The organism is Micromonospora sp. CA-248089 (genome assembly GCF_050948515.1).
Taxonomy (GTDB): Bacteria; Actinomycetota; Actinomycetes; order Mycobacteriales; family Micromonosporaceae; genus Micromonospora.
Genome location: NZ_CP192016.1, coordinates 79,685 through 95,674, shown reverse-complemented (window position 1 = coordinate 95,674; position 15,990 = coordinate 79,685). Strand labels below are relative to the sequence as shown.

Below are 15,990 nucleotides of genomic sequence, written 5' to 3'. Positions count from 1 at the left end.
CGGTCGGTGCCCCACATTAGGGAAGGCGCCCGATGGAATCAAGGCGACCGTTTGTTCAATCACGTATCCGCAATCGGTTGCACACCAAGGGTATTCAATTCATCTTCCGACGATGGCTGTCAATACGTCGTCGAGCGTCACCACACCCATCGGCCGGCGTCCGTCGCTGACCAGCACCATGTGGCGGCGTTCGCGGCGCATCGCGAGCAGCAGATCGGCGAGCGTACGGTCCGGTGGCACCACCGCCAGCGGCCGGTAGATGTCGGCCGGCACCGGTGCCCGGCGGCTCGCCCCCGCGTACCCGAGCACGTCCTTCACGTGCACGAAACCGAGCACCCGGCGGGTGGCCCGCTGCACCACCGGGAAGCGGGACCGGCCGGTACGGGTTCCCAGCACCTCCAGCGACGCCGGTGAGACGTCCTCGGCCACCGTGGTCACCGTGGACCAGGGCTGCAGTGCGTCCGCCGCGGTACGGCTGTGCAGGGCCAGCGCGCCGGTGATCCGGGCGTGCTCCTCGGCGTCCAGCAACCCCTCGGTACGCGCCTGCGACACCAGGCCGGCCAGTTCCTCGGCCGTGAACACGGTCTTCACCGCGTCGGTCGCCTCCACCCGCCACCACCGCAGCACCTGCCGGGACGCCCACTTCATCGTCAGCAGCAGCGGTTTGGTGGCCAGGCAGAACGCCAGCATGGCCGGGCCGAGCCAGAGCGCCGACGGCTCCGGACCGGCCAGGGTGATGTTCTTCGGCACCATCTCGCCGACCACGGTGTGCAGGAACACCACCACCGCCAGCGCGATGACGAACGACACCGGGTGCACCGCCGAGGCGGGCAGCGCGATAGCGGCGAACGCCGGCTCCAGCAGGTGGGCGAGTGCCGGCTCGGCGATCGCGCCGAGGCCGAGTGAGCACACGGTGATGCCGAGCTGCGCCCCGGCGATCATCAGCGGGATCTGGTTCATCGCCGCCAGCGCCAGCCGGGCCCGCTTCGACGTCGCCGCCAGCGGTTCGATCACCGTACGCCGGGAGGCGATCAGCGCGAACTCGCTGCCCACGAAGAAGGCGTTGCCGAGCAGCAGAACCACTGCCAGGAGGAGTTCAGGCACCGTCGTCGGGCTCCTCGGGGCGCACCACCCGCACCTGCTCGATCCGGTGCCGGTCGACCTCCACCACAGTGAACTCGTAGCCGGCCTCGTCGACCGTCTCGCCCGGCAGCGGGATGTGGCCGAGCCGCGCCATGAGGAACCCGCCGAGCGTCTCGTACGGCCCGTCGGGCAGCCGGAACCCGGTCTGCTCGACCAGCTCGTCGGCGCGCAGCACACCTTCGGTCAGGACCGTTCGCTCGCCGCCGGGCACTGTCAGCTCCGCCGGCCCGAAGCCGTCCACCGCGTCCGGGTCGAACTCGTCGGCGATCTCACCGACCAGCTCCTCCACGAGGTCTTCCACAGTCACCACGCCGTCGGTGCCGCCGTACTCGTCCACCACGATCGCCAGGTCCGCCCCGGCGGCCTTCAGCGCGGCCAGCACCCCGTTCAGGTTCAGGCTCTCCGGGACGTACACCGGTTCCCGGGCCACCGAGGCGACTGTGGTGGCGGCCCGGTGGGCCAGCGGCACCCCCAGCGCGTCGGGTACCCCGGCGACGCCGGTGACCAGGTCGAGCGTCTCCTCGTAGACCGGGAACCGGGTCCGGCCGGTCAGCCGGGACGCCTCCAGCAACTCCGCCACCGTCGCGGTGGCGCGCAGCGCGGTGACGTCCACCCGGGGCGTCATCGCCTCGGCCGCCCGCTTGTCGCCGAAACGGATGGTGCGGCGCAGCAGCATCGCGGTGTCCGGCGGCAGCGCGCCGGCCCGGGCCGAGATGGCGGCGAGCAACCCCAACTCCTCCGGGGAACGGGCGCTCGCCAGCTCCTCCTGCGGCTCCACGCCGAGGCGGCGCACCAGCCGGTTCGCGGATTCGTTCAGCAGCCGGATCAGCCAGCCGAACGTGCGGGAGAAGGCTCGCATCGGCGCGGCGGTGGCGAGCGCCGCGGGCATCGGGCGGGCCAGCGCCAGGTTCTTCGGCACCAGCTCGCCGAACAGCATCGAGATGAGCGTGGCCAGCGCCAGCGCGAGCAGGCCGGAGAAGCGTTCCGCGCCGCCGAGCGGATGCAGCAGCGGCGCGAAGATCCGGGCCAGGGCGGGCTCGGCCAGGTAGCCGGTGAGCAACGCGGTGAGCGTGATCCCGAGCTGCGCGCCGGAGAGCTGAAAGGACAACTCACGCAGCGCGCGGCGGACCGTGACGGCCCGGCCGTCGCCTTCGTCGGCCCGCCTGTCGATCTCCGCCCGGTCGACGGTGACCAGGGCGAACTCGGCCGCGACGAAGAAGGCGTTGCCGGCGGTCAGCAGCACGAAACCGACCAGTGGCAACAGCGTCAGAAGCAGAAGGCCGTCGATGCGCGTGATTGTGGCACGCGCGCGCCGATGGCGGGCCCCCCGTAGCGTGGGACGCATGGACGGCCTGCTGCTCACCGACGAACTGGTCCTGCTCGCCTACGACGACGACGGCGCGAACCGGCTCGGCAGTCCGCACCTCGGCTACGGCCTCGCCGGGGCGGTGCTGCTGGAACTGGCTCTGGCCGGCCGGGTGGAGGTGGTGGACAAGCGGCTCGTGGTCACCGATCCCGCGCCGACCGGCGTACCGCTGCTGGACGAGGCGCTGGCGACTGTGGGGTCCGGCCGCCCCCGCAAGCCGAAGGACTGGATCGGCAAGCTCGCCAGGGGCCTACCGGACCGGGTGCTCGGCGGGCTCGTCGACGCCGGAATCCTGCGCCGGGAGTCCGACCGGGTGCTGCTGGTCTTCCCGCGTACCCGCTATCCCTCGCCGACCGGCGCGGAGCCGGCGGTGGAGACCGCGGCCCGGGAGCGGATGGCGACGGCGCTCACCACCGACGGCCCGGTCGACGCCCGGACCGCCGCGCTGCTCACGCTGACCCGCGCGGTCGGCCTCGACCGCAAGATCTTCCGCGAGATGCCGAAGGAGCGGGTCAAGGCGCGCATCGAGGAGATCGCCGCCGGTGACTGGGCGTCGGCCGCCACCAGGAAGGCGATCGAGGAGATGCAGGCCGCGCTGATGATCGCGATGACGGCCGGGACGAGCGCCGCCATCATGACCACCACGACCAGCTGAACGCGACGGCGGCGGCACCGCTCGGGTGCCGCCGCCGTCGTGGTCCGGCTTCCGCCGGGTGTACGCCTCAGCTCGCGGTCGGCGCGATCTCCGGCTCACCGGCCGGGGCCTCGGGCTTGACCGAGCGCAGCAGCACGCTCGCCACGTCGACCACCTCGACGTCCTCGCCGGCGCCCTTGCCGTTCACGCCGTCGTTGAGCATCGTCGAGCAGAACGGGCAGCCGACCGCGATGGTCTTCGCGCCGGTGGCCATGGCCTCCTCGACCCGGTCCACGTTGATCCGCTTGCCGATCTTCTCCTCCATCCACATCCGGGCACCGCCGGCGCCGCAGCAGAAGGAGCGCTCGCTGTTGCGCGGCATCTCGGTCAGCTCGCCCTGGATCGAATCGCCGAGCACCTCGCGCGGAGCGGCGAAGATCCGGTTGTGACGGCCCAGGTAGCACGGGTCGTGGTAGGTCACGCCGCCGTCGACCGGCTGGACCGGGGTGAGCTTGCCGGCGCTGACCAGGTGGGCCAGCAGCTGGGTGTGGTGGACCACCTCGAACTCGCCGCCGAGCTGGCCGTACTCGTTGCCCAGGGTGTTGAAGCAGTGCGGGCAGGTGGCGACGATCTTGCGCTTGCTCTTCTCCCGGCCCTCGAACGCCTCGTTGAGCGTCTCGACGTTCTGCTGGGCGAGCATCTGGAAGACGAACTCGTTGCCGATCCGCCGGGCCGGGTCACCGGAGCAGGTCTCGCCCTCACCGAGGATGGCGAACTTGACGCCCGCCTCGTTGAGCAGCATGGCGACCGCGCGGGTGGTCTTCTTGGCCCGGTCCTCGAACGCGCCGGCGCAGCCGACCCAGAACAGGTACTCGAAGTCGTCGACCTCGCCGACGCGCGGCACCTCGAACCCGAGGCCCTTGGTCCAGTCCTCGCGGGTGTTCTGCGGGGCACCCCACGGGTTGCCCTTGTTCTCCAGGTTGCGGAGCATGACGCCGGCCTCGGACGGGAAGCTCGACTCGATCAGCACCTGGTAGCGGCGCATGTCGACGATGTGGTCCACGTGCTCGATGTCGACCGGGCACTGCTCGACGCAGGCGCCGCAGGTGGTGCAGGACCAGAGCACGTCCGGGTCGATGACACCGCCCTCCTCGGCGGTGCCGATCAGCGGCCGGTCCGCCTCGGCCAGGGCCAGCACGTCCATGTGGGCGAGCTGCGCCTCGGTGGCCTTCTCCTCGCCGGTGAGGTCCTTGCCGCCACCGGCCAGCAGGTACGGCGCCTTGGCGTACGCGTGGTCGCGCAGGCTCAGCACCAGCAGCTTCGGCGACAGCGGCTTGCCGGTGTTCCAGGCGGGGCACTGCGACTGGCAGCGGCCGCACTCGGTGCAGGTGCTGAAGTCGAGCAGGCCCTTCCAGCTGAACTGCTCGACCTGGGCGACACCGAACTGGTCCTTCTCCGGGTCGGCCTCCTCGAAGTCGAGCGGCTTGCCCTCGCTGGTCATCGGGCGCAGCGGGCCCAGGCCGGAGCCGGCCGCCTTCTCCGGGTCGCGCTTGAAGAAGATGTTCGGGAAGGCCAGGAAGCGGTGCCAGGCCACGCCCATGGTGACGTTCAGCGAGATCACGATGAGCCAGGTCATCGAGATGCAGATCTTGATGAGGGCGGCCACACTGACGCCGGCCTCCCAGTTCGGGAGCACCGAACCGACCGCGTGGCTGAGCGGGGCGGCCCAGACCGGGTACTCGAAGTGGTCGGTGGCGACCTTGAAGCCCCGGATCACGAACCCGAAGATCAGGACCAGCAGGACGACCCACTCGACGAAGTAGCCCTGCCACATGGTCGAGCCGGTGAACCGGGAGCGGTTCTCCGCGCGGCCCGGCCGGTTGCGCAGCCGGATCGCCATCAGCACCAGAATCCCGACCAGGCCGAGGATGCCGATCCACTCGGTGACCAGACCGAAGATCGTCCAGTGCCCGATGATCGGCAGGCCGCCGCCGGTGGAGACCACCTCGAAGTAGGCCTCCAGCACCAGCAGCGACAGCACGATGAAGCCGACCATCACGAACCAGTGGGCCGCGCCGACCACGCTCCACTTGAGCATGCGGGTGTGACCGGCGGTCTCCACCAGCATCTTCTTCGTACGCGCGCCCTTGTCGCCGAACCGTTCCGGCGCAGGTTGGCCGAGCCGGATGACGGCGGTCATCTGCATGACCGCGCGTACCGCGAGCCACACCGCAACGGCGGTGATGGCGGCCGCGAGGATCGTGGTGACGATCTGGACGCTGCCCATCGAGTTGGCCTCCCGGTCTGCTGCTTGTCCGTGCAGCCTACGCGCAAGGTTACCCAGCAGTAACGTGAGTCTTCTCGCACCAGGCCACGCCGCCCTGCGCACACCTTAGGTGGAGCGGCGTCGAAGCGCCGGGCAGGGGCGGCGTGGCGTGACCTACGCCGGGGTGGGGCAGCGCCGGATCAGCGCCAGCGGGAGAGCAGGATCAGCGACGAGACCATCGCGCCGAAGCCCACGGCGAGGTTCCAGTAACCCCAACTGGCGACCGGGTACGCCTGCTCGGACAGGTAGTAGACCACCAGCCAGCCGATGCCCACCACGATCAACGAGACCGCCGTGAACGGCAGCCAGATCGGGCTAGGCTTGCGCGTCGACGCCGTCGCCGTCGGACGTACGTCCGTCGGCGGGGTGTACACCTTCTTCTTGCGGACCTGAGACTTGGGCACGACGCTCTCCAGAGGGGGGTACGACCTCGTCCGGCCTGACAACCGGGCGCGAGGGCGACGGTCCATGGCCAATAATGTTCGACAGCTAGCGTAGTCCCGACGGACCGTCCAGGCCATGAATGGGGCCAGGACGGTGCACTCAGTAACCGGAAAGAGCGGACTTTCCGGGTCGAGCAGGTCGGCTCGCACCGGCGCGGGCCGGAACGAGACGACGGGAAAGGGAACGCCCGGTGGAGTACACGTCCGGCGCCGCCTCCTGGCAGAAGGTCCTCCGCCGCGCGGCAGCCGCCCTGCTGCCCCGGCGCGCACGCCAGCGCCGCGCGGGCTGGTCCGTCGGCGTACCCCTGATCGCCGCCGCGGCCGGTCTGCTCTTCACCACGACCGCCACCACCGCTGGTGGCACTTCCCTGCGTGAGGACCGCCGGCCCCAGCTCACCCAGCTGATCGAGGACCGCCGTGAGGAGGTCGCCGCCAGCGAGGCGAAGGCCGCCCGGCTCCGCGCCGAGGTGGAGGAGCAGACCGCCGCGCTCGCCGGTGCCGACGGGCCGATCAAGACCGAACGGGACCGGGCCGCCGCGAGCCGGCAGGGCGCCGGCTTCACCGCGCTGACCGGCAACGGCGTGACAGTCGAGCTGAACGACGCCGACCGCCGGCCCGACCAGCCGCTGCCGAAGGGCGCCAGCAACGACGACCTGGTGGTGCACCAAGGCGACGTGCAGGCGGTCGTCAACGCGCTCTGGGCCGGTGGCGCCGAGGCCATGTCAATCATGAACGTCCGCGTCCTGAGCACCAGCGCGGTACGCTGCGTCGGTAACACCCTGCTGCTGCACGGCCGGGTGTACTCCCCTCCTTTCAAGATCGTGGCAATCGGCGATCCCGCGGAACTCCAGCGGGCGCTCGCCGCCTCTGAGGGAGTGCGGGTGTTCAAGGAAGTGGCCGAGCACTACCAGCTCGGGTATGTCGAGCGCGTCTCCACAGTCACCGTGCCGGCGTTCGAGGACTCCACCGCGTTGCAGTCGGCGACGGTGCCCCGGTGACCGGCGGCGACCCCCGGGAACGCGCCGGCCACGACCGCCGGGAGGAGGAGCCGACCGCGTTCCTGTCCCGGGTCGAGCGCCCGGCCCCGGCGTCGCCACCCCCGCTCGACCTGCCCTGGCCCGACGCCGGTCCGGCACACACCGCCCCGGCCCGACGCAGCCCGGACACGCGGCTGCCCGCTCCACCGCCGTCCGCCCCGCCACGGACCGGCCCGCCGATCGCTCCGCCGCCGCCGTGGCCGGGGAGCCAGGCGCACCAGCAGGCGAGCGCCTCCCGCCCGGAGTCCGACCCCCGGTTCCGCCCGCCGGCGAGTGAGCTTCCCCGCAGGGGTACGGCCGGCCCGGCGCACCAGGGGGCCGGGCACCACGGGCCGGCGCAGAACGGCCCAGCGCAGCACAGTCCCGCGCAGAACGGTCCCGCACAGCACAGTCCCGCGCGTCATAGGCCGGCGCAGAACGGTCCCGCACCCCAGGGGCCGGCACCCCGGGGCGGCAGCGCCCCCGGGATGCGCCCGGCCGCACCCGGCGACGTTCCGACCCTGCCGGGTGACCGTCCGGCGGGACCGGGGCCCTACGGGCCGGCACCGCACAACGCCGTCCGCCACTTCACCGGTGGGGCGATCCCGCCCGAACGCGGTGGCCGTGGTGGACAACCACCACAGGCAGGCGCCCGCCCGGGGGAGACCGGCGGACGCCCGCCGGAGGCCGGTCGCCGACCGGCGGGGGGTGAGGAACGGCCGCCCGGCGTACCCCGTTTCGGTGGACCGGCCGGCGCGGACCGGAATCCTCCGGTCGATCCCGGAGCCACCACGGTGCTGCCCGCCGTCACCCGGCCGCCGAGGGACCCTCACCTGGACGCCACCGGGCTGATGGGCGCGGTGCCCCCGCCGCCGGACGACGGCGGTGGTGGCGGTGGTGGCGGTGAGCCGCCCGCCGAGCCGCCTCGCCCCCGGCGCGGCGAGCGGGTGGTGCAACTGCGACCCGAGCAGACCGGCGACGGATACCGCAGCGTCTACTCCGAGCTGACCCGCCCCACCGTCGGCTCCCGGCTGCGCACTGTCGTCCGCGGCACCGGTGAACTGCTGATCACGTTCGGCTTGGTGGTGCTCCTCTTCGCCGGGTACGAGATCTGGGGCAAGGCGGTCATCGTCGAGGCCCACCAGAACGACCTGAGCAGCCAGCTCGCCCAGGAGTGGGACGCGGCGGCGGACCCGACGGTCGGCCCGACCACCGGGCCGACGGTGAAGCCGAAGCCACCGGCCGAGGGCAGGCCGGTCGCCGGCCTCTACATCCCCAAGTTCGACAAGCACTGGGTGGTGGTCGAGGGGGTCAGCCCGGACGACATCCGGTACGCGCCGGGCCGCTACCCGGACAGTGCCATGCCCGGCGAGGTGGGCAACTTCTCCGTCGCCGGCCACCGGATCCGCTCCACGTTCTGGCGGCTGGACGAGATGGCCACCGGCGACCCGATTGTGGTCGAGACCAAGACGGAGTGGCTCGTCTACCGGGTCTACCAGCAGCGGATCGTCAAGCCGTCCCAGGTGGAGGTGGTCGCGCCGGTGCCCGGCAAGCCGGGTCAGAAGCCCACCGAGAAGCTGCTCACGCTCACCACCTGCAACCCGAAGTTCGACAACTACCAGCGGCTGATCATCCACGCCCGGCTGGACCACACCCAGGCCAAGTCGGCGGGCCGCCCGGCCGAACTGGAGGCGTGAGCCGTGTACTCGTGGATCTGGCGCAAGCTGCCGTTCGGGCTGCCCGGCAAGCTGATCGGCTCGCTGGTGCTGGCCACCGCCACCGTCGCGCTGCTCTGGTTCGTGGTGTTCCCGTGGGCCGAGCCGCTGCTGCCCTTCGACGACGTGCAGGTCACCCAGGACTCCGGCGTACCCGGGGACGGTGGGATCACCGAACCGACCGGGCTGCCCGGCGAGGAGGAGCTGCCGTACAGCACCGAGACGAACAACGCCCCACCCCCCACCCCGAACAGGTGACAGCGATGCGCGTACTGGTGATCGACAACTACGACTCGTTCGTCTTCAACCTCGTGCAGTATCTCGGCCAGCTCGGGGCCGACTGCGAGGTGCGGCGCAACGACGAGATCGACGTCGCCGAGGTGGGCCGGGCCGGTGCCGCCGGTGTCCTGCTGTCGCCCGGTCCCGGCAGCCCGGACCGCGCCGGCATCTGCCTGGACGTGATCCGCGAGTACGCCGGCAAGCTCCCGATCTTCGGCGTCTGCCTCGGTCACCAGGCGATCGGCGAGGCGTTCGGCGCGACAGTCGCCCGCGCCCCGGAACTGCTGCACGGCAAGACCTCTGAGGTACGCCACGACGGTGTGGGCGTGCTCGCCGGCCTGCCCGACCCGTTCACCGCCACCCGCTACCACTCGCTGGCCGTCCTGCCCGAGACGCTGCCCGACGAGCTGGAGGTCACCGGCCGCACCGCTTCCGGCGTGGTGATGGCGATGCGGCACCGCACGCTGCCGATCGAGGGCGTGCAGTTCCACCCGGAGTCGGTGCTGACCGAGGGCGGTCACCTGATGCTGGCGAACTGGCTGGCCGCCTGCGGCTACCCCGCGGCGCTGGAGCGGGCCCCGGAGCTGGCCGCCGAGGTGGACGCCCGCCGCCAGGCCGCCTTCTCCCCGGCCTGATCCACCCGCCGCACCCCTCCCACCCCGCGCCTCCCCGCCCCCTGCCCCATTGCTCCGTCGATCATGAAGTTGACGGGGACAAATCGGACGCCGAATGCCGTCTACTTCATGATCGACGGGGAAATGGGGGCAACGGAATGGGGGCCGCGAGAATGGGTGCGGCGGCGGCCCCGGGGATCGGGGACGCCGCCGCGTCGTGCGTCAGATGGTGGTCAGCGGTCGGTACGGGTCGGGGCCACGGGCGGGAACGGGAAGCCGCTGCCGCCGCCGCCACCACCGTTGCCCGGCGTGCTCGGGGACGTGCTGGGGGAGCCGCTCGGCGTCGGGCTGGTCGGCTCCTCCTCCTCGCGCGGCACGTCGACCTCGATGGTCACCCGCTCGCCCTTGGCCAGGCTGGTCCCGGCGGACGGCGACTGGCTGCTCACCTTGCCCGCCTGGGACGGCTCGACCTCGTTGCCCTCCCGGACCCGGACCTCGTAGCCGGCCTCCTTGAGCCGCTGCCTCGCCTGCTCCTCGGTGTAACCGCGGACGTTCGGCACCTCGCTGACGTTGCCCCGGGAGACCTTGAGCGTCACCTTGCTGCCCTCGGCGACCGCACTGCCTTCCTTCGGTGAGACGTCGACGACCTGGCCCTTCTGCGCGCTGTTGTTGACGTCCTCGCGCACCGGGATCAGCTTGAGTTCGGTCAGACGGTCGCTCGCGGCGTCGTACGTGCCACCCGTCAGGTTGGTGGGGATGGTCACCTGGCCGGGGCCGGTGCAGACGTTGACGGTGACCTCGGTGTCCTTCTCGACCCGCTGGCCGAACGACGGGCTCTGGTCGACCACCGAGCCCTTCTGGCAGTCGGTGTTCTGCACCGGGTCACCCGTGGCGAACCGCAGCCCGGCCTGGGTGAGCGCCGCCTGCGCCTCGGCCTGCGTGCGGCCCACCACCTGCGGCACCGACACCTTCTCGTTGCCGGCCTGGTTGAGCCAGAGCGCGGTGCCGAGCGCGATCACCGCCAGCACGCCGAGCGCGGCGAACGCGGCGATGACCCAGGACGAGCTCTTGCGCTTGCCCGGGTCACCGACCCGCGCCACCGGCTGCTGGCGGGTCTGCGGGCCCATCATCTGGGTCTGCTGCGCCTGGTGGTAGCCACCACCCGCGGCGGCGCCCATCGGCATGGTCTCGTCGGCCGGCATCACCGGGGTGGCGAGCACCGGCCGCCCGGCGGCGGCGCGGAGCAGATCGGCCCGCATCTCGCCGGCGCTCTGGTAGCGGTTGAGCGGGTTCTTCGACAGCGCCTTGAGCACGATGGCGTCAACAGCGGGGTTGACGTCCGGGTTGATCGTGCTCGGCGTCGGCGGCTGCTCCCGCACGTGCTGGTACGCGACGCTGACCGGGCTGTCCCCGACGAACGGCGGGTGGCCGCAGAGCAGCTCGAACAGCACGCAGCCGGCCGCGTAGACGTCGGAGCGGGCGTCGACCGCCTCACCGCGCGCCTGCTCGGGAGACAGGTATTGCGCGGTGCCGATGACCGCGCTGGTCTGCGTCATCGTGGTGGCGCCGCTGGCCAGCGCCCGGGCGATGCCGAAGTCCATCACCTTGACCTGGCCGGTCTGGGTGAGCATCACGTTTCCGGGCTTGATGTCCCGGTGGATGATCCCGTGCCGGTGGCTGAACTCCAGCGCCGCGCACATGTCGGCGCAGATCTCCAGCGCCCGGCGCGGCTGGAGCCGCCCCTCGACGCCCAGGACCTCCTTGAGGGTCCGGCCGTTGACGAACTCCATCACGATGAACGGCAGGGTCTCGCCCGTGGGGCCGGTTTCCTCACCGGTGTCGTAGACGGCGACGATGGCCGGGTGGTTGAGGGAGGCGGCGTTCTGCGCCTCACGGCGGAACCGCATCTGGAAGGTGGCATCCCGGGCCAGATCGGCACGGAGCATCTTGATCGCGACATCCCGCCCGAGCCGGAGGTCACGGCCGCGGTGCACCTCGGCCATGCCGCCGTAGCCCAGCAGCTCGCCGACCTGATACCTGCCACCGAGCAGGCGGGCCTGCGCTGTCATCGCGTCTCTCGTCCTTCGCTCGTCGTCGTACCGCCGCCGGCCGGCAGGAGGCGTACCTCACGACGGTACGACGTGCGGACCGGATAGTCGCCTCCGTACGCCCGCACCGCGCCGGAGGTCACGCTCACACTCGCCGGGGCGGCTGCGGTATCACCGTATTTCCGGTACAGGAACGAAATCACGCCCGAACAGAGGATGACCAGCACGGCCACCACGATCGCCGTCGTCCACAGCCCGGACCGGGAGCGCCGGGGCGGCGCGGCGACGGGCGGTCGGGCGTACCCCATGGGGTTGTGCGGGGGCACCGGGCGTGGCTGCGGGACGGGGGCCGCGCCGCGCGGCGCCACCGGCGGACGTGGGGCGGGGTGTGCGACCACGGCCGGGTGCGGCATGACAGGCGGGCGCGCCGGGGACACGGGCGGCCGGGGCTGCGGGCGCGGGGCGGCGGCCGGCGGTTGCGGACGCGGCACGGCGGTCGGCACCTGCGCCCGCGCGACGGGCGCGGCCGGCGAGGCGGGTACGCCGGAGATCGGGTGCCCGGAGCGGGCCGCCTGGGAGAGCGCGAGCTTGGCCTGCCGGGCGATGCTCGCCAGCGCGGCGGCGCTGGGCCAGCGCGCGGCCGGGTCCTTCGCCATGGCCCGCTCCACGATCGCCCGGACCTGGGGCGGGATGTCGGCCGGAAGCGCCCGCGGAGTGTCCCGCACGTGCTTCATGGCGATCTCGAGCGGGTTGTCCCCTTCGAACGGGCGACGGCCGGCCAGGCACTGGTACGCCACGACACCCAGCGCGTAGACGTCCGAGGCGGGGGTGGCGACCGCGCCGGTGGCCTGCTCCGGCGAGATGTACGAGGCGGTGCCGAGCACCGAGCCGGCCGCGGTGAGCTGGCCGACCAGCTCCGAGCGGGCGATGCCGAAGTCGGTGAGCACGAGCGTGCCGTTCGGCCGGACCAGCAGGTTGCCGGGCTTCACGTCGCGGTGCACGATGCCCTTCTCGTGCGCCGCGTGCAACGCGTCGGCGGCCTGGGCCATCAGTGCCATCGTGCGGGCCGGGGTGAGCCGGCCGACCCGGCTGAGCGTGGCGGAGAGCGCGTCGCCCTCGACGTACTCCATCACCAGGAACGCGATGTGCTGGTCGCTGCCGAAGTCGTAGACGTCGACCACGCCCGGGTGGTTGATGGTGGCCATGGTCCGCGCCTCGCCGCGGAACCGCTCGGCGAAGCCGGGTTCGTCCAGCAGCGCCGGGAGCAGGCTCTTGACCGCGACGGTACGGCCCAGCACCTGGTCGGTGCCGCGCCACACGTCGCCCATGCCACCGCTGGCGATCCGCTCGTCGAGGCGGTAGCGGTTGCCGAGCTTCACTCCCGGACCGAGCACGTCAGCGCCTCCCGGAGTCGGCGATCGCCGCCGCCATGATCCGGCCGGCGATACGGGCCGCCTCGGCGCTGCCGCCGTTGCCCGCCTGCTCCAGCTCGACGCAGACCGCGGAGAGCGGCGTGCCGTCCTTGTCCAGCGCGAAGCCGATGAACCAGCCGTGGTCCGGGGTGTTCGGGCCGGACTGGGCGGTACCGGTCTTGCCGCCGACGACGTAGCCGTCGATGGCGGCCCGGCGACCGGTGCCCTCCTTCACCACGTTCTGCATCATGTCGCGCAGGTCGGCGGCGACCTGACCGCTGATCGGGCGGCGCAGCTCGCGCGGCTGGGCGGCGTCGTAGACGGTGGTGCGGTCCGGCCCGAGCAGCTGCTTGACCAGGTAGGGACGCATCTGCTTGCCGTCCTTGTTGGCCACCGCGGCGGCGATCATCGCGCCCTGCAACGGGGTCATCCGCACGTTGTTCTGGCCGATCGAGGACTGCGCCAGCGCGGCCTGGTCGGTGCTGCCGTCCGGGTTCTGCATGTCGCCGGTGCGGCTGGCCGCCACCGACAGGCCGCCCTCGCCGAGCTGGCCGACGTTGAGGTCCTCCTGCTCGAAGCCGAACTGCTTCGCCTTCTCCTTGACCTTGTCGGCGCCGAGGCGGACGCCGAGCTGGGCGAAGCCGGTGTTGCAGGACTCGGTCACCGCCTCCCGCAAAGTGACCTGCGACTCGGGGCAGATCGACGGCGCGGCGTTGCGGATCGGCTGGCCGGCACCGGGCGCGGTGTAGCTGGAGCCGGCCGGGATGCGGGTCTGCTGCCCGACGCCGTTCTCCAGCGCCGCCGCGGCCATGATGATCTTGAAGGTGGAGCCCGGGGGCAGCGTCTCGGACAGTGCCCGGTTCGCCAGCGGGCGGTCCTTGTCCTTCTCCAGCGTGTTGTACGCCCGGTCCGCCTCGGTGCTGTTGTGGCTGGCCAGCGGGTTCGGGTCGAAGCTCGGCATGGAGACGAGCGCCTGCACCGCGCCGGTACGCGGGTCGATCGCGATGGCCGCGCCCTTGGTCGCGCCGACCTGGTTGTCGTTCAACTGCTTGAACGCCGTCTCCTGGGCCCGCTTGGAGAGCGTCAGCAGCACGTTGCCGCCACCGGTCTCGTCACCGGTGAACATGTCCTTGATCCGGCTGGCGATGAGCGCGTCGCTGGTGCCGGCCAGGAAGTCGTTCTCCACCCGCTCGATGCCGCTCGCGCTGCCGTTGACCGGCTTCCAGCCGAGCACGTGCGCGTACATCGCCCCGCCCGGGTAGGTGCGCTGGTACTTCAGCTCACCGCCGGTCTCCTTGCTGACCGCGTACGCGGTGCCACCGACCTCGATGTTGCCGCGCTTGCGGTCGTACTCGGCGACCTGGACCCGGCCGTTGTAGTCGCTGTTGCGGTACTCGTCGGCCTTGTAGGCCTGGATCCAGTTCAGGTTCGCGAACAGCAGCCCGAACAGGACCATCACGACCACGCCGACGCGGCGCAGGGGGGCGTTCACGGCCGGATCACCTCCGTCTGGGCGCCGTGCAACTGCTCGGGCGGACCACCGGCGGGCCGGGCGGCCGGACCACGGCCGCCGGTCACCGGTCGGCGGGCGCCGTCGGAGACCCGCAGCAGCACCGCGATGAGCAGCCAGTTCGCCATCAGCGAGGAGCCACCGGCGGACAGGAACGGGGTGGTCTGACCGGTCAGCGGGATGAGCTTGCTGATGCCGCCGACGATGACGAAGACCTGCAGGCCCAGCGTGAACGCCAGACCACCGGCGAGCAGCTTGCCGAACGAGTCCCGCACCGCCAGCGCGGCCCGCAGGCCCCGCTCCACGATCAGCAGGTAGATCACGAGCAGCGCGGAGAGACCGAACAGGCCGATCTCCTCACCGATGCCGGCGAAGATGAAGTCGGTCTGCACCTCGGGCAGCAGTGCCGGCTGGCCGCCGCCCGGCCCGGCCCCGAACAGGCCGCCGGTGCCGAGCGTGAGCAGCCCCTGCACCAGCTGGTAACCCCTGTCGTACGGCTCGGCGAACGGGTCCAGCCAGATCTGCGCCCGGTCGTAGAAGTTCGCGAACGGGCCGCCCACGGTGCTGCCCAGCACGTACGCCAGGTAGGCGCCGCCGAAGAACAGGATCAGACCGATGAGCAGCCAGCTCACCCGCTCGGTGGCGATGTAGAGCGTCACCACGAACATGCCGAAGTAGAGCAGCGACGTGCCCAGGTCCTTCTCGAAGATCAGGACCAGGAGGCTGACCAGCCACACCACGAGCACCGGGCCGAGGTCGCGCCCGCGCGGGAAGTCGATGCCCAGCACCCGCCGGCTCGCGAGCGAGAGCACCTCGCGCTTGCGCACCAGGTAGTAGGCGAAGAACGTCAGCAGGGTCAGCTTGGCGAACTCACCCGGCTGGATCTGCCCCAGGCCGGGCACGATGATCCAGAGCTTGGCGCCGTTGATCTCGGAGAACCGCGACGGCAGCAACGCCGGGATCATCACCAGCACGATGCCGGCCAGGCCCAGGGTGTACGCGTACCGGGACAGCGAACGGTGGTCGCGCAGGATCGCCAGCAGCCCGGCCGCCAGCACCACGGCGGCCAGCGTCCAGGCGAGCTGCCGGCCACCGGTGCCGGCGAAGATGGCCAGGTCCTCCCGCTCTGCGGGCGTGGCCTTGGCCAGGTCGTACCGGCGCAGAAAGCCGACCCCGATGCCGTTGAGCAGCGCCACCGCCGGCAGCAGCGCCGGATCGGCGTACGGCGCCAGCCAGCGGATCACCAGGTGCAGGCCGAGGAAGACCAGCCCCAGCGCGGCGGCCGGGATCCAGAAGTCGGGCGTGATCGTGTCCAGCGCCTTCGCCTCGACCATCGCCGCGTACGCCGCCACGAGCACCATGGCGAGCAGGAGCAGGGACAGCTCGGCGTTACGCCGGGACCGGGCCAGGCGTACGCCGGACTGCTCGCCCGTCGAAGCGGGCGAGGCGGCCGGTACGGCGGCTGCGGTCACGGATACGTCCTC

Annotated in this window: 13 protein-coding genes; 5 read left to right on the top strand and 8 right to left on the bottom strand. The window is 71.8% G+C overall.

Annotated elements, in window-relative coordinates:
- Positions 1-99: 99 nt before the first annotated feature.
- Both ACQP26_RS00465 and ACQP26_RS00460 read right to left on the bottom strand, forming a co-directional pair.
- On the bottom strand, positions 100-1,104 hold the full coding sequence (locus ACQP26_RS00465; protein ID WP_433494647.1) for a hemolysin family protein: 1,005 nt from the start codon (positions 1,102-1,104) through the stop codon (positions 100-102).
- Positions 1,097-2,404: a hemolysin family protein gene (locus tag ACQP26_RS00460; RefSeq protein ID WP_433494646.1), complete on the bottom strand. Its 1,308-nt coding sequence runs from the start codon at positions 2,402-2,404 to the stop codon at positions 1,097-1,099. The genes ACQP26_RS00465 and ACQP26_RS00460 overlap by 8 nt, the downstream gene beginning before the upstream one ends.
- 82 nt (positions 2,405-2,486) lie before the next feature.
- Between ACQP26_RS00460 and ACQP26_RS00455 the strand changes: the two genes are divergently transcribed.
- Positions 2,487-3,164, top strand: coding sequence for a GOLPH3/VPS74 family protein (locus tag ACQP26_RS00455; protein ID WP_433494645.1), 678 nt, complete (start codon positions 2,487-2,489; stop codon positions 3,162-3,164).
- Between the two features lie 67 nt (positions 3,165-3,231).
- Here the strand turns inward: ACQP26_RS00455 and ACQP26_RS00450 are convergent, their stop codons facing one another.
- A complete protein-coding gene (locus ACQP26_RS00450) occupies positions 3,232-5,430 on the bottom strand; it encodes a (Fe-S)-binding protein (RefSeq protein WP_433494644.1) in 2,199 nt (732 codons plus the stop codon).
- A gap of 179 nt (positions 5,431-5,609) precedes the next feature.
- Positions 5,610-5,873, bottom strand: coding sequence for a cell division protein CrgA (locus tag ACQP26_RS00445; protein ID WP_269703207.1), 264 nt, complete (start codon positions 5,871-5,873; stop codon positions 5,610-5,612).
- 230 nt (positions 5,874-6,103) lie between these two features.
- On the opposite strand from ACQP26_RS00445, the gene ACQP26_RS00440 reads away from it, so the two are divergent.
- The 4 genes from ACQP26_RS00440 to ACQP26_RS00425 are packed head-to-tail and all read left to right on the top strand — an operon-like array spanning position 6,104 to position 9,557.
- A complete protein-coding gene (locus ACQP26_RS00440) occupies positions 6,104-6,910 on the top strand; it encodes a DUF881 domain-containing protein (RefSeq protein ID WP_269703208.1) in 807 nt (268 codons plus the stop codon).
- Complete coding sequence (locus ACQP26_RS00435; RefSeq protein ID WP_433494643.1) at positions 6,907-8,625, top strand: class E sortase; 1,719 nt, start codon at positions 6,907-6,909, stop codon at positions 8,623-8,625. The genes ACQP26_RS00440 and ACQP26_RS00435 overlap by 4 nt, the downstream gene beginning before the upstream one ends.
- Before the next feature lie 3 nt (positions 8,626-8,628).
- On the top strand, positions 8,629-8,901 hold the full coding sequence (locus ACQP26_RS00430) for a hypothetical protein (RefSeq protein WP_269703211.1): 273 nt from the start codon (positions 8,629-8,631) through the stop codon (positions 8,899-8,901).
- Between the two features lie 5 nt (positions 8,902-8,906).
- A complete protein-coding gene (locus ACQP26_RS00425) occupies positions 8,907-9,557 on the top strand; it encodes an aminodeoxychorismate/anthranilate synthase component II (RefSeq protein WP_269703212.1) in 651 nt (216 codons plus the stop codon).
- A 212-nt stretch (positions 9,558-9,769) separates the two neighbouring features.
- Here the strand turns inward: ACQP26_RS00425 and pknB are convergent, their stop codons facing one another.
- The 4 genes from pknB to ACQP26_RS00405 are packed head-to-tail and all read right to left on the bottom strand — an operon-like array spanning position 9,770 to position 15,978.
- Entirely contained in the window at positions 9,770-11,605 is a 1,836-nt protein-coding gene (gene pknB, locus ACQP26_RS00420) for a Stk1 family PASTA domain-containing Ser/Thr kinase (protein ID WP_433494642.1), read from the bottom strand.
- Positions 11,602-12,978, bottom strand: coding sequence for a serine/threonine-protein kinase (locus ACQP26_RS00415; RefSeq protein WP_269703214.1), 1,377 nt, complete (start codon positions 12,976-12,978; stop codon positions 11,602-11,604). Before ACQP26_RS00415 ends, pknB begins: the two co-directional genes overlap by 4 nt.
- A gap of 1 nt (position 12,979) precedes the next feature.
- Entirely contained in the window at positions 12,980-14,488 is a 1,509-nt protein-coding gene (locus ACQP26_RS00410; protein ID WP_269703216.1) for a peptidoglycan D,D-transpeptidase FtsI family protein, read from the bottom strand.
- Positions 14,485-15,978: an FtsW/RodA/SpoVE family cell cycle protein gene (locus tag ACQP26_RS00405; RefSeq protein ID WP_433494641.1), complete on the bottom strand. Its 1,494-nt coding sequence runs from the start codon at positions 15,976-15,978 to the stop codon at positions 14,485-14,487. The genes ACQP26_RS00410 and ACQP26_RS00405 overlap by 4 nt, the downstream gene beginning before the upstream one ends.
- Positions 15,979-15,990 lie beyond the last annotated feature (12 nt).

What these genes read in the sequence shown, in the direction of transcription:
- pknB (WP_433494642.1), bottom strand. Translation starts at nt 11,605, where the DNA reads ATGACAGCGCAGGCCCGCCTGCTCGGTGGCAGGTATCAGGTCGGCGAG.
- ACQP26_RS00425 (WP_269703212.1), top strand. Translation starts at nt 8,907, where the DNA reads ATGCGCGTACTGGTGATCGACAACTACGACTCGTTCGTCTTCAACCTC.
- ACQP26_RS00450 (WP_433494644.1), bottom strand. Translation starts at nt 5,430, where the DNA reads ATGGGCAGCGTCCAGATCGTCACCACGATCCTCGCGGCCGCCATCACC.
- ACQP26_RS00455 (WP_433494645.1), top strand. Translation starts at nt 2,487, where the DNA reads ATGGACGGCCTGCTGCTCACCGACGAACTGGTCCTGCTCGCCTACGAC.